The sequence below is a fragment of the Methanolobus sediminis genome (assembly GCF_031312595.1).
GTDB lineage: Archaea > Halobacteriota > Methanosarcinia > Methanosarcinales > Methanosarcinaceae > Methanolobus > Methanolobus sediminis.
In genome coordinates this window covers 493,752-513,959 of record NZ_CP133592.1, presented here as the reverse complement: position 1 = coordinate 513,959, position 20,208 = coordinate 493,752, and the positions used below count along the sequence as shown (strand labels likewise).

The window sequence follows — 20,208 nt, the reverse complement described above, 5'->3', positions numbered from 1 at the left end:
TAGATTAGCATTTATCCCTGGCTTAATCCTTTTCAGTCAGGCGGTCTATTTTCTCTGACATTTCAAAAACAACTTTTGTCAGTTCACCGATATCATTCTCAAGTTCAAGGATTTTATTATACATCGGACTTCTGTCATCTTTTATTGCCTGTTCCTGGGAAAAGCGCTGTTTGCTTGGGAAAACGTACACATAGGTAAGCCACATCCCCAGAAATGCCACTATGAAAAGTGCTGCAAGGAATAACAGGTAATGGGGAAAGAGAACCCTCATGAAACTGTCGCCTGAACTGTAATACTGCAGCCTGGTGATCATCAGGAAATTGAGCAGGGAGAACAGGAACATGGTTTCCCCTACTATTATCAGCAAGCCGCCGATTTTGGTGGACATTTTCCGTTGTTGTGGTATCAGCTTTTCAAATATGGAACTCATAAAAGATAATATGACATTTACCTCTTATTATATTATGCAGTTCTGAATTCCTTTTTGTTCTTTTCTCAATTATCTGGTTAACAAATGAACTCATCAAGACCAAATCGGTTTGGTGTGATATTAATGTTGAGACTAATAATCTATTTTAGCTATCTGCTTCTGTTAAAGGATGTTTAGAGGCATGATTAATCTATTAATTCACTATTTTTATAATTATTTGTGATACAAACATACATAATTAATCTTCACTGATTTATTTAAATAAAATTGGTACCTAAGTGTGTATCAAATTAGATTTATCAATGTTTATTCATAGGGGTAAATTGGATGAAAAAACGGTTACTTGACGTAGCATTTGCTTCTGAAAAGAGAATGAATGTGCTATTATCTCTGCAGGATGGAGCAAAAGAAATGGCTACTCTTTTGGAGTTAACGGATACGAACAGGAATTCTTTGCTCCCTCAGATGAAGATTCTGGAAGAGCACTATATGGTCATTCACTACAATGATACTTACGAGTTGACTACTATTGGAAAACTTATTGTTGCCGATATGGTTCCTTTACTGGATAAAATTGATGTTATTGATATTGATGTTGATTACTGGGGAAACCGTGATCTGGATTTCATTCCATCTCCATTATTAGAAAAAATAGGTCAGCTTAAGAATTGTGAAATAATAAATCCACCTATTACTGAATTATTTTCGATGCACAAATCTTTTAATACGGATTATAAAGTATCAACTCGTGTCTATGTGGTTACTACTACACTCTATCCCAATTTTGAGTCTATAATTGCAGAACTGCTTGAAAGTAATGTCGATTTCTACTATATAGTTTCCCAGGAATTACTTGACAAACTAAGAACAGAATATCATAAAGAACTTACAAGTTTTATTAACAATGAATTCTTTCACATGTATGTTTACACTAAAGAGATGAAATTCTTATATTTCACATTTGATGATGTCCACTCTTTGATAAGTGCATTTAATAAGAAAGGGGAGTTTGACCATAAGTTCATGTTATGTAAAGGTCAGAGTGCAGTTGACTGGACAAAAGAGCTTTATAACTCTATCCTTGAAGATTCAATAGCTGTGGCTGAGATTTAATTTGTATCCTTTTTTTTTATAAAATATACGAAATATCCGCTGATAGGATGTGAATCTGGTGAAAAAACGGTTACTCGATATAATATTTGCTTCTGATAAGAGAAGGAATGCGCTTTTGTTATTACAAAATGGTCCACAAAAAATGGATTACCTTCTAAAGTCACTGGAAACAACTAGAAATGCAATATTGCCTCAGATGAAGATCTTAGAAGAACATTATCTTGTGTTTCACTATGATAATAACTATGAATTAACATCCATTGGAAAACTTATAGTTGATGATATGGTTCCTTTATTGAATACTATTGAACCTTTTGATAACGATGTTGATTACTGGGGAACACATGACATTGATTTTATTCCTCCTCACCTTTTGAACCGCCTAGATACACTTAGAAAATGCGAGGTTATAACTCCTTCTCATCTGGGAATGTATGATCTTGATGAGAAAATTCTGCAAACATCCTTGATTTCAAAATCACATTATGGAATTTTGACATTTTACCATTATTTATTTCCTCGATTAATATCAAATATGCTATCAAACAATGCAGATGTACATATGATAGTGTCTCCCTCCGTTCTTGACAAATTTAGGACTGAGTGTCCCTCTGAATTTGAAAAATTCCTTCAAAGTGAGTTCTTTCACTTTTATGTATACACTGGAAATATTGGTTTTCTAGGCCTGGCGTGTAATGATTATTACTTTATGTTGAGACTATTAAAAAACAATGGTGATTCGGATATTAACCGTATTCTTTGTAATGGTAAAGGGGCATTAGAGTGGGGCATGGAACTTTTCGAATATTATTTGAAGGACTCCACTTCAATAACTGAGATTTGATCCGTCTTTTTTGCATTGATACTTAATTTTGTCACTACAGTTACGATTTTCAACAATAGTTCTTTGTTTTTCCTGTATCAGTAAAACTAATTTAATTTAGGTAATTAGTTCGTTTTTTTACCGTTAACCATATCCATGTATACAATTAGAGATATACGATTTGAAACTTCATCTCATTTCCCTCACAAAATCCTCCTCCATAATAACCTTAAAGAACAACTTCATCGTTAACTCTGCTTATATTAAAGAGGCTTTCAAATGGAACATTGTCACTCACATAAAGATAAACTGAAAAATCCGATAAAACAGGCAAAGATTACAGAAAATATGGGCGTTGACGAACTGGTGCATGCAATCGATGGTTGTGCTTTTGGTGCGGGAAAACTTGCAGACGCCGTTGATATCTACACTGAGATGCTTGCAAACGGGTCAACCAGTTTCTTCGGACTTGCCGGTGCCATGGTTCCGGCAGGAATGCGTCAGATAGTTACCGATCTCATTTATGACGGCTACATCGATGTACTGGTCACAACCGGTGCCAACATGGTTCACGAAATCGTGGAATCCATGGGACTGCACCACTACAAAGGCTGTGCCGAATGTGACGACATCGAACTCAAACACGAAGAAATAAACAGGATATACGATGTCTATCTCCCGGAACCTTATTTTGTAGACTTTGAGGAAAAGATGAAGGCAATCCTCTCCGATATTGGTAACGACACCATATCAATCAGGGAATTCATGACCCAACTTGGAAATCACATTGAAGACAAGGACTCAATCCTAAAAGCAGCAGCAGACATGAACGTTCCGGTCTACTGTCCTGCAATCCAGGACTCAATGATCGGACTTCAGGCATGGCTTTACAAACAGATGCACCCGCTTAACGTTGATGCATTCGCTGATATGAAAGAGATAATCGATATCTGCTATGAGGCAAAAGACCCGGGAGCAGTTCTTATCGGCGGCGGTGTCCCAAAGAACTACATCTTCCAGTCCATGCTTGTAACTCATCAGGAATTCGAGTACGCAATCCAGCTCACAATGGACACCCCGCAAACAGGAGGCTTAAGCGGTGCAACACTTGATGAAGCACGTTCATGGGGTAAGGTCAGCGAAACAGCACGCTCAGTAACAGTCCACTCCGATGCAACCATCACACTTCCGATCATGGTGGCAGCAGCAAGGAGCAGACTTGCAAAAATGTAAAATGGAGGGTAATTTACATGGAAAGAAAGACAGGACTTATACTGGCACTTGATGTTACAGACAGGATGGAAGCCGTGGCAATATCCGAAAAGGTTTCAGGATATGTAGATGCGATCAAAATAGGATATCCACTCGTACTTTCAACCGGAATGGACATGATCAGCCAGCTTTCAAAATACGCTCCTATCATTGCTGACTTTAAAGTGGCAGACATTCCTAACACAAACCGCCTGATATGCGAGCAGGTCTTCAAAGCAGGTGCAGATGCTGTGATTGTCCAGGGATTCACAGGACATGACAGTCTTGAAGCTGCCGTAAAACTTGCAAAGGAACAAAAAAAGGACATCTACGTGGTTACCGAAATGAGCCATCCGGGTGCTCTTGATTTCATGCAGCAGGTCGGTGAAGGAATCGCAAAGATGGCAGCAGACGCAAAAGCATCAGGTGTTGTTGCTCCGGCAACACGCCCTGAAAGGGTTGCAGAGATAAGAAAGATAATAGGAAATGATCTCTCAATAATCTCACCCGGTGTCGGTGCACAGGGAGGTTCAGCTTCTGATGTCATAAAAGCAGGAGCCGACTGGGTAATAGTTGGCAGAAGCATATACCAGGCTGAAGATCCTGCAATGGCTGCAAAAAAGCTGGTTGATGAGATGAAAGAGTTCATCTGAAATCTAAAGCCATCCCCAGTACTATTATAGTAATATAGTGTGCCAATGATGAGAAATCACATCTGATCTGTGATGAACCCTATGAGTTCTGAGGCACACATATAATATCATATAAACTGCGGCTTATCCATCAGTTCCATATTGGATTTAAGTATCTGTGAGAATACTTCGTTCTTTTTAACATCACACTTTGCTTCTTCAAGGTTTCTTTTAAGCTCGGCAACGGATGTCTCAAGGCTCTGTATGTAGATGGTCTGCTGTTCCAGTTTATTGTTGAGCTTCTTTATGTCAAGGTTCTGGCGATGAATAGTAACGTGAACACCGATCTCACTGTTTGTTTTCTCGATCATTCCGTCAAGTTCTTTTCTCTTATCTTCCATTTCAGCAAGCATTCTCTCCATCTCAGCCTCGAACTTTGAATTCTCCTCTCGCTTCTGGTCAAGATTCTCGCTTTCAGCCTTTATCTCGGATTTTTTAGCTTCAAGAGTTTTCATATCTTCCTGGAAAGCACGCTCTTTTTCTTCATGGGCCTTGATATTTTCTTCATGCTTTAATCTGAGTTCTTCACGCTTGGCCTTTAATCCAGCTTTCATTTCCTCAAATGTATTCTCGTAGACTTTGACTTTCTCCTCATGCCCCAGTTTTATCCTTTCATGCTCAGCCTCAAACTCAGCCTTCTTCTTCTCAAAGTCTGCCTCAAAGGTTCTGATGTTCTCCTCATGCTCAAGCTGGATCCTTTCACGTTCAGCTTTGAACTCATCTTTTTTCTCATGGAAAGCTTTTATCTTTTCCTCAAAAGAAAGCTCCTTTTCCTGATGCTCTTTAAGCCTTTCTTCATAGTTTGCAACAGTACTCTCAAGTTCCTTTGCCTTGTTTCCAATATCAGATATCTCTGCCTGGATATGCTCTTTCATCTTTTCGATGGAAGAACGTTTTTCAGCAAAAAGTGATTCATCATCTTCCAGTTGTGTTTTAATGGTCTGGATATCTGCCTTTTTCCTGTTAAGCTCTTTCAGCTCTGAATAATATCCAGCCTTAATAACTTCAAGTGCCGCTTGGGATGTAGCTTCATTGAACTCGATGGATAGCTCTTCACCTTTTGAAAGCTGCTCCTCAAGTATCCTGCACTGTTCATCCAGTTCGGATCTTTTTGCTTTATATTGTTCAAATTCAGTTTCATAAGCTAATCTCAGGGAATCAAGCTCCTCCTTTTTAGCCTGATATTCAGCAAAATCCTTCTCATATTCCTGTCTGGATACTTCAAACTCTTTGACACGGGCTTCAAGGTCCCCACGCTTCTTTTCAAACTCAGCGATCTCCTTTTCAAGATCATCTTTCTGATTCTGCGGAATAGCCTTCTTTGCTTTTTCACTGGCAGATTTTATGATAGCACACTTTTTGCGGAGTTGCTTTTCCTGCTGCGAAAAATCGTTTTTCAGCTCATCGAGCTCTTTCTGTTTTTTCTCATACTCGCTAATATCAGCCTCATAGCGTTCTCTTATCTTAACAAGCTCTGCTTCTTTCTCGATAAGTTCCTCTATATTGGAATTGAAGCCTTCAGGGATATTAATTGTCTGAACTGTCTGAGTAGCATGACTGGTAAATGTATCATCATCTTTTTCAGATGCCGGCATATAGTTATGAGGACTTGAAGAAGCAGTCTTAGCCTCTTTCTCATATTCCTCTTTCATAACGGGCTTGCGGTAGATATTAGGGGTAAATACCTGTGATGAATTTTCATTTTCCTTTTTCCTACCTGATAAGTTCAATGGATTCATACTATCATTTCCTTAGTTTTATTTTCAGCATTCAGCTGAGTCCAGAATTCCGGTGGCATATTCTTTGCAATTTCAAGTGCGCCTTCTGAAATCCCGTACATTGGATCTATATCAGAAATGACTTTACCACCGCCAAGCACCTTCAGTTCGTTCTCGATGAAAGTATCAAGTCCCTCAAGGTCACTGGTCCCCCCTAAAATATGGATATTGTTTCTTAGTTTTTCACGCAGTTCCGGCTCAATATCCGATATAAGTTTGATAATTCCCGATACAATATCCGTCACAACGAACTCACATGCCAGTTGTAACTCTTCCATAATAGATTCCTGAACATTGCCACTTTCCAGGGGAACATCAACGACACACGTGTCTGAACCAGAACCCAGGTGTCCGTATTTCTCTTTCCATTCACTGGCAAGTTGCTCAGTTACTTTTGAATCTTCCCACCTTTCGCTGATCAGTTTTACGATCTCAGAATCGATGTCCTTTCCGGCACATGAGATTCTCAGGCAATCATTTTCCCTGGGGATTTCACTGTCTATTATAGAAATATCCGTTTTACTGTAACCAATGTCCACTATTATGGACCTGTCAGGAAGATTGTTCTTGTAGGATGCACAAAAGAGTTCATCAACAAGCATAGCACCTGAAAACACCTCATTTGCAAGTTCAAGGAATTTGCGTTTGTATTCCTTGTTTGCATTTGAAGGAGTTCCAAGTATTGCATATGTATCCCGACTTGCATCAATATCATGCTTTTCAAGAATAGATCTCAGGAACTTTCTGCAGGCATCTATATCTTCTTCTGTCCTGAGCTCACCTTTGAAAAGCTCTTTTATATTCCCCTCTGTCAGATCAAGTGCATCCTTGCCGGATACTACTTTTTGTTCATGGCTGTTGCTGTTCTCACTGGAAAAAGCAACAATACTGCGTTCAGTGAATCTTTTTCCTTCACTGGTACACACAGAGGTTTTGAACATTCCTGCATCTATGCCAATATACAGGCTCTTATTACTGATTGTCTGATCTTCCATGTAATCAACTACTTATTTTTGAGACCCACATGGAATTACAACAAATACATGGGATCCGTTTTTATTGATAAAAATTGATTCGATTAAATCAGTATTTATATATTATGAACATAGGATTTGCCACCTATGGCTATAGTTTCCACAAATAAAATCCAGCAGAATCACAAAAAGATATCAGTATGCCGGATATTCGGAAAATATTCCATGTTCAAAAAACACGAAATATATGGACTTTATTTTATATATCTATTCATATGTTTTTTATACAGTACATGCACTATTCCGTCTGCAAGACCAAGTTTTGGTACATGCATGTATTCAATATCACCCCATTTCATAACGGAGTAATATATCTTGGAAGCGGGAACTATAACATCTGCCCTGTCCGGCTTTAAACCAAGTTTAGTGATCCTCTGCTCCAGCGTGAATCCTCTCAGATATTTTTTGAGTTGCTGTATGTCATCTCTTAAAAGGAGTGTACCGTCTTTTCTACCTGACATTCTGTAAAGTTTGTTTATGTTGCCGCCACTTCCAATGGCATAATCCGGTTTGTGTTCATCGGTGACTTTCCTTACCCACTTCCTCATCTCATTCCAGTCATCTTTTGTCACAATACCTTCAAGCATTCGGATGGTTCCGATATTGAATGACCTGTATGCAAAGACATCATTTCCCTTAAACAGGATTAGTTCAGTGCTTCCACCTCCAACATCCACATGCAGGTAAGTTGAATCGCTGCTTCCGATTATTTTCTCAATCCGGTTGGAATAGATTATCTTTGCTTCTTTCCTGCCACTAATCACTTTCAGGTCAATGCCACTTTTTTCTTTTATTTTGGCTATGATCTCGTCACTGTTATCTGCTTCTCGCATGGCTGAAGTGGCGCATGCCATGTAATCCAGAGGTTCGTATGCATCCATCAGGTACTTGAATCCAATCATGGTTTTAATGAGACGTGATTCTTTTTCCGGTGAAATGTTATTGTGAATGAAAGCATCTTCTCCAAGTCTGATTGGCATGCGTATAAATGATATCTTTTCAAAGACCGGTTCAATTCCTTCAGAATCTACCTTTGACAGAAGAAGTCTGACAGCATTTGAACCAATGTCTATGGCAGCAAATCTCACTCTGTTACCTCATTTTGCAATTGCTTTTCAAGGAAAACATATGTGTCTTCCTGGGCACGGCAGATTTTACAGTCGTTTTTAACGTACTTGTTATCCTGGGTTTCGTTGATTATTCTGGCCTTTGTATTGTCAGCGAACTGGATATCCATATATTCTCTCAGCTCCGTTTTCAAAGCTACATCATATATCGGTGTAGCAACCTCAACACGCCTGTCAAGGTTTCTTACCATCCAGTCAGCAGACGAGATGAAGTATTTCTCGTTCCCCTCATTGCAGAAAATAAATATCCTGGAGTGTTCAAGATATTTGTCAACTATACTGATAACATCAATGTTCTCACTAAGTCCTTCAACACCAGGGACAAGTGAACATATACCTCTGACAACAAGCTTTACTTTTACACCTGCTTCGCTGGCTTCATAGAGCTTGTCTATCATTTCACTATCCACAAGGCTGTTCATCTTGGCATGGATATATGCAGGTTTACCTTCTTTTGCGTTGTTTATCTCATTGTCAATGAGTTTTGTAAACTTATTTCGCATCTGAAGTGGTGCAACAACGAGGTGTTCATAATCATAGACTTTGTAATTGTGATCAAAGAAATCAAAGATCTTTTCAACCTCATATGTAATATCTTTGTTTCTGGTCATTAACATGTGGTCACAATAGATACTGGCAGTTGATTCATTGAAGTTCCCGGTTCCGATACAGGAATAGTGGACAGTGTCTTTTCCTTCTTTTCTGCTTATGTGGCAAAGTTTGGAATGCACTTTCAGACCAGGTACACCATCAATGATCCTTGCTCCTGCATCTTCTAGTTTCTGTGTCCAGTAAATATTTGATTCTTCATCGAAACGTGCCTGAAGTTCAATGACAACAGTAACTGTTTTTCCGTTCTTGATAGCATTTATGAGTGCATTGATCACATTAGAATTGCGTGCAACCCTGTAAAGAGTGACTTTAATGCTTGTAACATTCGGGTCAATTGCTGCTTCTCGTAACAGGTCTATGAAATAATCAAAAGATTGGTATGGATAGTGAAGAAGAATATCCTTTTCCCTGATAGCGGCAAGCATACTCTTGTGGCTTCTCAGGTCTTTATGTGGTAAAGGATGCTTTTTTTCATAATAGAAAGATTCAGGTCCAATCTCCGGGAAGCCCATAAAATCCTTTGCATTGTGGTATTTTCCACCTGGCACAAGGTTTTCAAAGTTCTCGATATCCAGTCTTTTCAGGGTGAAATCAAGAAGGTAATAAGGTATTTCCCTGTCATACACAAACCGCACCGGTTGACCTTTTTTCCTTTCCTCAAGACTTTCCGATACTTTTTCAAAGAAACTCTTTGTAACATCATCGTCAATATCAAGTTCAGCATCTCTTGTAAGCTTGATAGTGTATGCACCTATGGAATCATAATCAAAGGTTGAGAATATATCATCCAGTCCAAAACGAATTATGTCATCAAGCATGATCACGCATTTACGTTCCTCTGAATCCGGAAGATTGACAAAACGGGGAAGCACATCTGCCGGCACTTCTATCAATGCGAATTTTGAACCTTGAGGATCCCATTTTTTTCTTACATCGATAACAAGATAGATTACTTGGTTTCTAAGGTAGGGGAAATCCGGAATATCCTTTAGCATCACAGGAATAAGACGTGGTCGGACCTTCTCCTGGAAATACACTTTCAGGAATGCTTTCTGATTATCATCAAGCTGGGTTTCATCAACAATGAAAATATTGTGGTTTTCAAGTTCCTTTGTGACTCCTGTGAAAACTTTATCAAATTCATCCCTCAGGTCAAGTACGGTACTATGCACATCTTTCATGATTTTTTTAGGTGATACGCCAACCATTGCTTTTGATTTTACACCTGCATCTATCATTCTCTGCAGGGTACCGACTCTCACACTGAAGAATTCATCAAGATTGGAAGAGAATATCCCCAGGAATTTCAGACGCTCAAGTAAAGGAACACCTGGGTCCTTTGCTTCCTGTAGTACCCTTGCGTTGAAAGAAAGCCAGCTAATCTCCCTATTGACATATTCATTTACTTCATTTGACATAAAACTCATGTTTTTCAGTTTTAAAAACGACAGAAGGCTGTTGTGTTTTAATAAAACAACAGTGATTCTATTATATAACACTTCATACAGATTCATATATAGTAGTATATAGCATAATATAGTTTACATAATCAATACAATTCAAATGGCATGTTCTCAGGAATTGTAAATTCCTGCAATAGCCTGTGAGAACCTTACGCTGAAATCAGGGTCAATTACCTTTGACCATGCATCCGGGAATGAATCCAGCAAGGATGCAAGTTCCTTCTTCCTGTATTCAATATATGCATCAACACCCGGATAGTCCCTGATGCTGACAGAGTTCTTCTTTCCGTGTGTCTCTCCCCACACACCATATTTCTCGAAGTTCTCAAGCATTTCAAGTGCAACCACAGTATCATGCATGTCACCAAGATTATCCTGAAGGGCTTTGAGGTCTCTTATAAGACTCTTCGTTTCAGAACCAAGAACTTCCTTGAAGAACTCAATGGTGTAACGCAGTATCTTCACGTCTATCCTTAACAGATGGTACTTTTCAAGGTAAGGGTCAATTGTTGTGTCGTCAGTAAGTACATCACCATATGCCCTTACGGTTGCAAGCTGGGAGTAAAGGAGTACTGGCAGTACATCTACAACTCTGGCAGGTATCGGTTCACCATTTTTCTTTGCAGATTTGATTTTCCATGATTTCTTAGTCAGCAGGTAATCTGCAAAGTTCTTTTTGAATTTATTATAGCCTGAATCATCGAGATACACAAGCATAGTACCACGATGCTTTGCCCTTTCAATTAGTATTGAATCAGTAAGAGGCTCGATTTCCAGAACTTTCTCCGCTGGCTGTGCTGCAAGATAATGGTCTATCTTCTCAAGGAACACGTCCAGGTCACGTACGGTTCCAAGTGTCCTCCTTATGGATTTTATGTCCTTGTAATATGGGGACATGTCTTTCATATTGAGATAGTCTTCAAGGACTTCTACAACTGAACGCATACGCATTGCAGCAACTCTCATATCGTGAAGTTCTTCAATATCCATGCCGATCTTTGTACCTCTCTCATGTTCGATCATCTGACCGAAATTGTACATGAGGACTTTGCGTGCAGCTTCACGCATGGTATCGTCAGATTTTATATCTGTCTTTTTAAGTGACCTGAATTCTGCATAGGGGACAACAAGGTTCTGTACATCAGTTTCTTCCTTTGAAGAAGACTGTTCCTCAGGTGGGTATTCTACTTCTGCCTCTTCTTCATTCTCCCGCGTTTCTTCAATATCCTCTATCTCTTTTTCAATTTCAGGTTCAATAACCTCTGCTATCTCGGGGAATTGTGTTGTTTCCAGAGCTGTAGTTTCTTCCTGCTTATCATCAACATTACATACTTTTGCGTTTTCATCGCTAATTGCATCTGCTGCAGTTACAATTTTAGTCTCGGTGATGGATTTTTCCTCGTTTGATTCCATAAATAGAGGCTCCGGATCATTTTCTTCAGAAGTGGTATTGTTTATAATGTAAGTACTTTCATTATCACTGGTACCTGTAAGAAAAGCGGGTTCATAGGTACCTGATGTTATATTTGTCATTAGAATGCCTGCAAAGGTTGTAAGAACAGAACAATCATTGTGCTGAGGTTCATTAGATTGAACATTGTATTTTTGCGGAGTCAGTCCCCGCTGGCTGGAATCTCCCAGTGCCTGCAGGAAATAATTCACAAAGATATTGATAAGCAGCAGGAAAATACCAAGTGAATAGGCCACTATTGCATAACTGACCTTTGGATAGACCCAGTTATCAGGGAAAGATATCATGAAAACAAACAATCCGATAATGGATAACAACAGACCCGCAAGGAAAGAATAGCTGCGTGAAAGCTTCTGGCGTATCCCTGCAACATTTATTCCTGCAAGGATCAGCACCACGCCTGTGCCAAATAACATGCAGACTATCAGGATTGTCTCTGAACCGGAACCACGGTTAAGTCTGCTGACAATAGCAAAAAGCAGTCCTGTCATACAGGATACAAGACCTGCAAGAAAACTCAGTGATGCTGCTAAGGAATATTTCTTCACGAATGCATTTGATGCCATTGTTCTCCCCTCAGCAATAATGTGCTGCTCCGCTTTATTATGGTTATAATTTCTATGGTTGCAAATTAAAGTTTAATTCGTTTCAGTTCTTTTATCGTTCCGCGAATTATTTCCTGTTCACGTTTAAGTTGTCGCAGCTGACTCTTGATCAGACGCTTCTTAGCACGCTGATTTTTGGAACTTTCAAGTGAGCTTTTCGCAGATTTCAGATTTTCACTTATTTTGAATTTTACAAGATCCCTGTCTTTAAGTATTGCTTTGACAGGACATATTTTTATGCATTTTCCACAATTTATGCATTTACCTTCTTCTATTACGGCTTTCCCCTTTGCCATATAAATAGCATCCACAGGGCATTTTTTAATGCACTTCTTGCATGATACACATTTCTTTTTGTTGACCCATGGCATGGTACTTTCTCCTTAATAGTAATGTGTTAAGCAGGTATAAAAGTATATACAGTGAATCTAATATACTTAGAATATTCAATTATGGTTACAATGTTACATACCACATATATTTCAGATAGACTTGAAATCTAAATTCCTTCCAGTTATTCAGGAGAAATATGGTCGCTATCAATGTTCAATGGGCTCTTGATCCATTATATGCTACTATACTTGAAAAAATAGTACTTTCAATGGCAATAGGCATCCTAGTAGGTCTTGAAAGAGAACACTGGCGTGCAGATAAGAAAATATTCGCTGGCGTAAGGACTTTTTCAATAACGTGTATTACCGGTACTCTTGCAGCATTTCTTGTAGATTATATCGGTATGTGGATACTCGTGCTGGCAACATTGTTGGTATTATTTGCTTCAGCTTCTCTGATATATCTGGTTAATATCATCAAAGGAAAATCAGGCCTTACCACAGCTATTGCCTTGTTCTGTACATATCTACTCGGAATCATCGTAGCTGAGGGTCTTTACCTTATAGCCATAGTAACGGGACTTCTAATAACATTCCTGCTCATAGAGAAAAAACCTCTTCATTCCTTTGCAGAACATCTTTCGGATGAAGACATGAGCAGTGCACTCAAATTCCTTGCGGTTGCTTTTGTGCTGTATCCTATTATGCCTGAAGAACCGATCTTTGGGATACTGAACTTGAAACAATCAATACTTATTGTTGTACTTGTTTCTTTCATTAGTTTTGTCAGTTATGTATCCCTGAAAAAGCTTGGTCCTCGAGGAGGCATTCCTTATTCCGGTTTCTTTGGAGGTTTTATTAGTAGTGAAGCCACCGTTGCAGCTCTTTCCGGTCTGTCTAAAAAAGGACCGTTACTTAAGGATTCGGTTCATGTAGGTTCGTTACTGGCAGTGGTTTCCATGATTATCAGTAACACTATTATTGCATTGATAGCAGATCCAACTGCTCAGACAGCTTCTCTGATGGCTCCTCCTTTTATTGTAATGGGAATAGTAACTCTCGTATTTGTGGGTCTTAAATGGAAAAAGACTGTAAATCCAAATGATACTATAGAGATTGGTTCTCCGTTTGCACTTGGACCTGCATTCAAGTTTGGCGCAGTTTTTACAATACTGCTAATTTTCGCAAATTATGCAAATGTGTACGGAGGGGCTGAAGGAACTTATATAACTGCATTGGGAGGAGTAGTCAGCAGTTCAGCGGTCACTGCTTCGGTTGCAGCTCTTGCTTTCTCCGGCAATATCTCAGTTCACACCGCCGGCATAACGGCTGTACTTGCAGGTCTTGTAAGCACTCTCAATAAGCCATTGTATATCAAAGTAAGCGGTTCGCCGGAGTTTTTCAGGACAGCAGTTCTCTCTTTCATAGTTATAGCATTGAGCGGAGCGGCCACCTTGCTTGTATGGAGTTTCTATATCTGATAAATGAGAATAATTTTGTGTAAATATAACTATTTATATACAGATGAGTATTAATAAAGATGATATTATGCTTGAAAATGTAGATCTTACCAAAACTCTTCCCAAGGATGAATATAAAACAATAATGGAAGACCTGGAAATACGGATGGGGGAGCTACAGCGAAAGGCATGGAAAATGGATATTCCGATCATTATTGTTTTTGAAGGCTGGCATGCTTCAGGCATGTCTGAGATCATCAACAGGTTCCTTCTGACTTTAAGTCCGATGGGCTTTAACCTGTATACCACCGAGAGACCGTGTTATCAGGAAGAGCAGAAACCTCTTTTATGGCGTTTCTGGACAAAGATCCCGGAAAAAGGCAGAATGGTAATTTTTGACAGAAGCTGGTATCGCAGAATTATCATTGAACATAACAAGAAAGGTAAAGCCGACAAGGACATGAACAAATGTATTGAAGGGCTGACGTATTTTGAAAGGCAGCTCACAGACGGCGGTTACCTTGTGATAAAACTGTTCCTCCACATAAGCAAAGAAGAACAGAATAAAAGATATCAGGAAATGAAAGATATAGGAATTCCCCAGTTCATTATTGAAGAGGAGGAAAGGGATTACCTGGATGGATACGATAAATATCTGCCATTAATTGAAGGAATCCTTGAAAAAACAGACCGGTCTTTTGCACCCTGGACAATTGTAGAGGCAAATGACAGGGGTTTTGCAACTGTCAAAGTTCTGTCAAAGGTCATAGAATCTATTGAATACAAGATACAGGATATTGAAAATAAGGCATTGGTGGAACAAAACCAGAAAATGGATAGTTCTATCATTCCTAATATCGACTCCTCTATTCTGGAAAAGATCGATCTTGATAAGAGTCTCACCTACGAAGAGTACAAGAAAGAAAAGAAAAAATGCCAGAAAAAACTTAAAACGCTTCAGTATGATCTTTTCAGAAACAGGACATCACTTATTGTTGTATTTGAAGGCTGGGATGCTGCAGGTAAAGGTGGCAGTATCAGGCGACTTGTTAAGGAGCTAAACCCAAGACTTTATCAGGTAACTCCTGTGGGTGTACCCACTCCTGATGAACTTCGACGTCATTACCTGTGGAGATTCTACAACCAGATTCCTGAGGCTGGCCATATTGGAATATATGATAGAAGCTGGTACGGGAGAGTGCTGGTTGAAAGAGTCGAAGATCTCTGTAATGTTGAGGAATGGAAGCGTGCCTACAGGGAGATCAATGAATTTGAAGAAACACTCTCCAATTACGGTACTATTATTGTTAAGTTCTGGATGCATATTGATAAGGATGAGCAGCTAAGAAGGTTTAAGCAGCGTGATAGTACAGAGTATAAGCAATGGAAGATAACTCCTGATGATTGGCGCAATCGTGAGAAATGGAATCTCTATCTTGATGCTGCCGATGAGATGCTGAAAAAAACCAGTACTACATGGGCGCCCTGGACCATTGTGGAGTCCAATGACAAGTACTATTCCCGAATCAAAGTTATGAACACGGTTATTGACCGTATTGAAAATAAACTAAGGGAACGCGGGCTTCAGTAATTATTTTTAGATACTTTACAACAATTGAGTTGATGGAGAAGTAGTAGAGTATCCTTTATCAACGTCCTAGTCTAGAGCGAAGAAGAACGCTCAGATAGATTATCAATTTTTCATTTCCGCACAAGAAAACATTGGTAAATCCATGCATACAACTATCAGCTACAATAATTAGGTATGACCTTGTATTTGCAAGTGCATTTGGACTTGATGGCCAGGAAATAATTATATTCAGACTTCTGTACTTTGTCACTAGTTAAATATTAATCTGTTTATAATTCGCACAGGAAACATAAGGGTATTTAAGGTTAATATGACTGTTTACTATACAAAAAGACTGAAATAGGTGCTAAATATTATAATGTCAGGTGTATCAATTTGTGTGTTTCTATTCAAAAGTTGAACATTAAGGGCAATATTAAAAAATCATTTTCCAAAATCTGGATAAAACAAGAATAAATAGTTCTAAACAGCAGTGAATGATGAAAAATGAAAGATCAAATCAATTCTGCAAATTTCACATTTAATATAAAAACAGCTGAAAATCAGCTATTCAACAACGATTATACAGTTATGTTACTTGTTGATCCTGAGAATCTGCGCATTATTGATGCCAATAATGCTGCTTCTACTTACTATGGCTGGTCATCTGAAGAACTTAAACAAAAGAAAATAAGTCAAATAGATATACTGTCTGAAGAAGCTATAAGGGCTGAACTTTCTAAAGCAAAAAATGGATTTAAAAATCATTTTACTTTCAAGCATCAACTACGTAATCATGAAATCCATGATGTTGATATTAGTGCAATTCCAATAAACACTGATGCTAAAACCTTGCTATGTTTCATAGTTCTGGATGTAACAAAGGCAAAGGAGTTAGAAGAAGAACTTACCTTTGAGGAAGCTAGATTAAGAAGCATCCATGATATATTGAGTTCAAAACACGAGTCTATCCAGGAGTTCCTTGATTTTGCACTCAATGAAGCTATTAAACTTACAAATAGTAAAATTGGTTACATCTACTATTATAGTGAGAAAAGAGAACAGTTCACTTTAAACACATGGTCTAAAGATGTAATGAAAGAATGTGAGATCACAGAACCTCAGACAATATATAATCTTAAAGAAACGGGTATATGGGGAGAAGCTGTAAGGCAACGTAAAACGATAATTGTAAATGATTTTCATGCTTCAAGCCCATTGAAAAAAGGCTATCCAAAAGGACATGTCCAACTTCACAGGTTCATGACTGTACCTATTTTTAAGAACAACAAAATAGTCGCTGTGGTAGGAGTTGCCAACAAAGAATCTGATTATAATGATAACGATTCTTTACAGCTTACTTTACTTATGGATTCCGTATGGAACATCATAGGAAAAATAGGGGCTGAGAATGCACTAAAAGAAAGCGAAAAAAAATATAGGGGACTTTTTGAAAACGATATTAGTGGTGTGGCAATCCATAAAATGGTTTTTAATGATAATGTTGTTCCAGTTGATTACATCTTCCTTGACGCAAACGAAGCATTCGAAAAACATACCGGATTGAAAGTAGCTGATATCATAGGAAAGGGTGTTACTGAAGTTCTTCCGGGTATTGAGGAAACATCTTTGATAGAAACATATGGAAATGTCGTACTAACTGGAAAACCTGTTATTTTTGAAACATTTTCACCACAATTAAATAAGCATTATAGCGTTAGTGCATATAGAGTTGATAATGATTCTTTTGCCACTGTATTTCAGGATATTACAGAACGCAAACAAGCAGAAAACGATATTGCAGAGAGAGATAAACAATATAAAACCCTTTTCACAGAAGCTCCTATTTCAATAATCATACATGATAAGGAAAGTGGAGCTATCATAGATGCAAATCCTAATGCCTATGAAATGTATGGTTTTTCCTCGCTAGAGCAGCTACAAGCAAATGAATTCTGGATGGAACCTCCATATTCCTTTGAAGATGCACTGGGATGGATACATAAAACTGCAACCGACGGAACTCAGGAATTTGAATGGTTCAACAGAAAAGCGACTGGAGAACTATTCTGGGAATATGTCCGATTAAGCCCTGTAACCATCAATGGTGTAGAAAGGGTAATGGCTACAATAATTGATATAACTGAACGTAAAAATGCAGAGATTGCACTAATGAACAGTGAGGGGCAACTGCATACTTTGATAGATACTATTCCTGACCTTATATGGCTAAAGGATCCTGAAGGAGTTTACCTAAAATGCAACAGCAAATTTGAACGTTTCTTTGGTGCAAAAGAAGAAGAAATTGTTGGAAAGACAGATTATGATTTTGTCGATACGGAACTTGCACATTTCTTCAGACAAAAGGATGTTGATGCACTGGAAGCTGGCAAACCATCGATAAATGAGGAACTTATCACCTATGCGGATGACGGACACGAAGAATATCTGGAAACCATCAAAAGTCCTATGCATGATTCTAAAGGAAAAGTCATAGGGGTTCTAGGTGTTGGCAGAGATATTTCAGAACGCAAACAAGCAGAAAAGGTCATCTTAGAAGAACGCAAACGTCTGGTGAATATCATTGAAGGTACGAATGTCGGTACATGGGAATGGAATATACAGACTGGTGAAACTTCATTCAATGAACGCTGGGCAGAGATAGTGGGTTATACACTGGATGAACTGATTCCACTTGATATTCAAACATGGAATAAGCTGGTTCATCCTGTTGACATAAAAAGAGCAGACGCACTTCTTAAAAAACATTTCACAGGTGTTTTAGAATACTATGAATGCGAATTACGCATGCGACACAAGAATGGCGATTGGATATGGGTGCTTGAGCGTGGTAAAGTTATAGAGTGGGATGAAGATGGCAATCCACTTCGTATGTATGGAACCCATTCAGACATTACAGAGAAAAAGAGAGCTGAAAAGAAGATCGAAGAAGAACGTGCAAGAAGAAATATCCTCGTTGAACAATCAAATGATGGGATTGTAGTTAACAACGACAAAGGGGAAGTTGTTGAAGCTAACCAAAAATATGCGGATATGCTAGGCTATGCTATGGATGAAGTTCTGCAATTACACATATGGGATTGGGACGATGTGTTGACAAAGGACGAAATTCTGGAATTGATAGAGGATATTGATGAAACAGGCTTAACATTTGAAACACGCCATCGTCGTAAGGATGGTACTGTGCTTGATATTGAGATTAGTGCAAATGGAGCATTCTTTGGTGGTCAGAAGCTGGTTTTCAGTGTTTGCAGAGATATTACTGACAAAAAAAGAGCTGAAGAAATGCTGAAACAGGCAGAGCAGAAATACAAACATGCCTACAAGCTCTTGAGAGAAGTTATTGAAAGTCCAAAGGATGTTGTCATATTCGCTCTGGACAAAAATTATCGTTACATTACTTTTAATGAGAAACATCAGATGACAATGGAACATATATGGGGTGTCAAAATCGAAATTGGTTCCAGTATGTTTGATTATATTAATAATCCTGAAGATGTGGAAAAGGCAAAAGCAAATTTTGACAGAGTGCTTGAAGGAGAGGCCTTCACAATTGTTGAAGAATATGGTAGTTCTTTACTCGAAAGAAAGTGGTACGAGAATGTTTATAGTCCACTTGAAGATGACGAAGGAACTATTATTGGACTTACATTGTTCTTAACTGACATAACTGAAAGAAAGCAGGCTGAAATTGCTCTTCTTCAAGCTAAAGCATTGGCTGAAGAATCAAATAAGATCAAATCAGAATTTATTGCAAATATGAGCCATGAACTTCGCACACCACTTAATTCGGTCATCGGTTTTTCACAGGTATTGCACGATAAAATATTTGGTGATTTGAATGACAGGCAAACGGATTATGTTTGCAATATACTTAAAAGTGGAAAGCATCTGTTAGAATTGATCAACGATATCCTCGATATTTCAAAAATAGAATCTGGTGATATGGAATATAACCCTGAAATAATTGATCTTTACGAAGAGATGTGTGAGGTCATATTATTGATGGACCCTTTGTTCAAAGAAAAGAAACATGATTTTGAAGTAAATATAGAATTTGAGAAACTGGAAATCAATGTTGACAGGTTGAAGATCAAACAGATAATTTATAATCTTCTTAGCAATGCTATTAAATTCACACCTGATGGGGGTAAGGTGCGGCTGAATTCAAAAGTAGTCAACAATGATGTTCTGATATCTGTATGTGATAATGGGATAGGTATTCCTTTGGATAAGCAAAAATCTATTTTTGACCCGTTTAAACAGGTAAGTTCATTTGTAAACCGTAGTCATGGTGGAACAGGATTGGGGCTTGCTATTGCCAAACATTACATAGAGATGCATTCGGGTAAAATTGATGTTGAAAGCTATGAAGGAGAGGGAAGTACTTTCATTATCAGAGTGCCAATTCAGAGAAATGATTAGT

At 38.4% G+C, this 20,208-nt stretch carries 14 protein-coding genes; 7 read left to right on the top strand and 7 right to left on the bottom strand.

The window, feature by feature from the left end:
• Positions 1 to 22 precede the first annotated feature (22 nt).
• On the bottom strand, positions 23 to 388 hold the full coding sequence (locus RE474_RS02300; protein WP_309311378.1) for a hypothetical protein: 366 nt from the start codon (positions 386 to 388) through the stop codon (positions 23 to 25).
• 369 nt (positions 389 to 757) lie between these two features.
• Here RE474_RS02300 and RE474_RS02295 point away from each other — a divergent pair, with 369 nt between their 5' ends.
• The 4 genes from RE474_RS02295 to pyrF all read left to right on the top strand — a co-directional run bounded on the left by RE474_RS02295 (position 758) and on the right by pyrF (position 4,270).
• Positions 758 to 1,543 carry a helix-turn-helix transcriptional regulator gene (locus RE474_RS02295; protein ID WP_309311377.1) on the top strand — a complete coding sequence of 262 codons (786 nt, stop codon included), beginning with the start codon at positions 758 to 760 and terminating at the stop codon, positions 1,541 to 1,543.
• A 58-nt stretch (positions 1,544 to 1,601) separates the two neighbouring features.
• Positions 1,602 to 2,387 carry a helix-turn-helix transcriptional regulator gene (locus tag RE474_RS02290; RefSeq protein WP_309311376.1) on the top strand — a complete coding sequence of 262 codons (786 nt, stop codon included), beginning with the start codon at positions 1,602 to 1,604 and terminating at the stop codon, positions 2,385 to 2,387.
• 258 nt (positions 2,388 to 2,645) lie between these two features.
• Entirely contained in the window at positions 2,646 to 3,599 is a 954-nt protein-coding gene (locus RE474_RS02285; RefSeq protein WP_309311375.1) for a deoxyhypusine synthase, read from the top strand.
• A gap of 17 nt (positions 3,600 to 3,616) precedes the next feature.
• Positions 3,617 to 4,270: an orotidine-5'-phosphate decarboxylase gene (gene pyrF / locus RE474_RS02280; RefSeq protein WP_309311374.1), complete on the top strand. Its 654-nt coding sequence runs from the start codon at positions 3,617 to 3,619 to the stop codon at positions 4,268 to 4,270.
• A gap of 107 nt (positions 4,271 to 4,377) precedes the next feature.
• Here the strand turns inward: pyrF and RE474_RS02275 are convergent, their stop codons facing one another.
• The 6 genes from RE474_RS02275 to RE474_RS02250 all read right to left on the bottom strand — a co-directional run bounded on the left by RE474_RS02275 (position 4,378) and on the right by RE474_RS02250 (position 12,770).
• The gene (locus tag RE474_RS02275; RefSeq protein ID WP_309311373.1) at positions 4,378 to 6,048 is read right to left on the bottom strand and encodes a hypothetical protein; all 1,671 of its coding nucleotides are present in this window, start codon (positions 6,046 to 6,048) and stop codon (positions 4,378 to 4,380) included.
• Positions 6,045 to 7,082, bottom strand: coding sequence for a rod shape-determining protein (locus RE474_RS02270; protein ID WP_309311372.1), 1,038 nt, complete (start codon positions 7,080 to 7,082; stop codon positions 6,045 to 6,047). Before RE474_RS02270 ends, RE474_RS02275 begins: the two co-directional genes overlap by 4 nt.
• Before the next feature lie 233 nt (positions 7,083 to 7,315).
• Complete coding sequence (locus RE474_RS02265) at positions 7,316 to 8,209, bottom strand: Ppx/GppA phosphatase family protein (protein WP_309311371.1); 894 nt, start codon at positions 8,207 to 8,209, stop codon at positions 7,316 to 7,318.
• The gene (gene ppk1, locus RE474_RS02260) at positions 8,206 to 10,278 is read right to left on the bottom strand and encodes a polyphosphate kinase 1 (protein WP_309311370.1); all 2,073 of its coding nucleotides are present in this window, start codon (positions 10,276 to 10,278) and stop codon (positions 8,206 to 8,208) included. The genes RE474_RS02265 and ppk1 overlap by 4 nt, the downstream gene beginning before the upstream one ends.
• Positions 10,279 to 10,434: 156 nt before the next feature.
• The gene (locus RE474_RS02255; protein ID WP_309311369.1) at positions 10,435 to 12,360 is read right to left on the bottom strand and encodes a CHAD domain-containing protein; all 1,926 of its coding nucleotides are present in this window, start codon (positions 12,358 to 12,360) and stop codon (positions 10,435 to 10,437) included.
• 65 nt (positions 12,361 to 12,425) lie between these two features.
• Complete coding sequence (locus RE474_RS02250; protein ID WP_309311368.1) at positions 12,426 to 12,770, bottom strand: DUF362 domain-containing protein; 345 nt, start codon at positions 12,768 to 12,770, stop codon at positions 12,426 to 12,428.
• Positions 12,771 to 12,928: 158 nt separating this feature from the next.
• Between RE474_RS02250 and RE474_RS02245 the strand changes: the two genes are divergently transcribed.
• From RE474_RS02245 to RE474_RS02235, 3 genes are all read left to right on the top strand, one after another.
• Positions 12,929 to 14,212 (top strand): MgtC/SapB family protein, encoded by a 1,284-nt coding sequence (locus RE474_RS02245; protein ID WP_309311367.1) that lies wholly within the window; start codon positions 12,929 to 12,931, stop codon positions 14,210 to 14,212.
• A 43-nt stretch (positions 14,213 to 14,255) separates the two neighbouring features.
• Complete coding sequence (gene pap, locus RE474_RS02240) at positions 14,256 to 15,782, top strand: polyphosphate:AMP phosphotransferase (protein WP_309311366.1); 1,527 nt, start codon at positions 14,256 to 14,258, stop codon at positions 15,780 to 15,782.
• A gap of 486 nt (positions 15,783 to 16,268) precedes the next feature.
• Positions 16,269 to 20,207: a PAS domain S-box protein gene (locus tag RE474_RS02235; RefSeq protein ID WP_309311365.1), complete on the top strand. Its 3,939-nt coding sequence runs from the start codon at positions 16,269 to 16,271 to the stop codon at positions 20,205 to 20,207.
• Position 20,208 lies beyond the last annotated feature (1 nt).

Bases quoted from the DNA above. Each gene is read 5' to 3' on its own strand.
- RE474_RS02300 (WP_309311378.1), bottom strand. From the start codon at position 388: ATGTCCACCAAAATCGGCGGCTTGCTGATAATAGTAGGGGAAACCATG.
- RE474_RS02295 (WP_309311377.1), top strand. From the start codon at position 758: ATGAAAAAACGGTTACTTGACGTAGCATTTGCTTCTGAAAAGAGAATG.
- RE474_RS02285 (WP_309311375.1), top strand. From the start codon at position 2,646: ATGGAACATTGTCACTCACATAAAGATAAACTGAAAAATCCGATAAAA.
- pyrF (WP_309311374.1), top strand. From the start codon at position 3,617: ATGGAAAGAAAGACAGGACTTATACTGGCACTTGATGTTACAGACAGG.
- RE474_RS02275 (WP_309311373.1), bottom strand. From the start codon at position 6,048: ATGAATCCATTGAACTTATCAGGTAGGAAAAAGGAAAATGAAAATTCA.
- RE474_RS02270 (WP_309311372.1), bottom strand. From the start codon at position 7,082: ATGGAAGATCAGACAATCAGTAATAAGAGCCTGTATATTGGCATAGAT.
- ppk1 (WP_309311370.1), bottom strand. From the start codon at position 10,278: ATGTCAAATGAAGTAAATGAATATGTCAATAGGGAGATTAGCTGGCTT.
- RE474_RS02255 (WP_309311369.1), bottom strand. From the start codon at position 12,360: ATGGCATCAAATGCATTCGTGAAGAAATATTCCTTAGCAGCATCACTG.
- RE474_RS02250 (WP_309311368.1), bottom strand. From the start codon at position 12,770: ATGCCATGGGTCAACAAAAAGAAATGTGTATCATGCAAGAAGTGCATT.
- RE474_RS02245 (WP_309311367.1), top strand. From the start codon at position 12,929: ATGGTCGCTATCAATGTTCAATGGGCTCTTGATCCATTATATGCTACT.
- pap (WP_309311366.1), top strand. From the start codon at position 14,256: ATGAGTATTAATAAAGATGATATTATGCTTGAAAATGTAGATCTTACC.
- RE474_RS02235 (WP_309311365.1), top strand. From the start codon at position 16,269: ATGAAAGATCAAATCAATTCTGCAAATTTCACATTTAATATAAAAACA.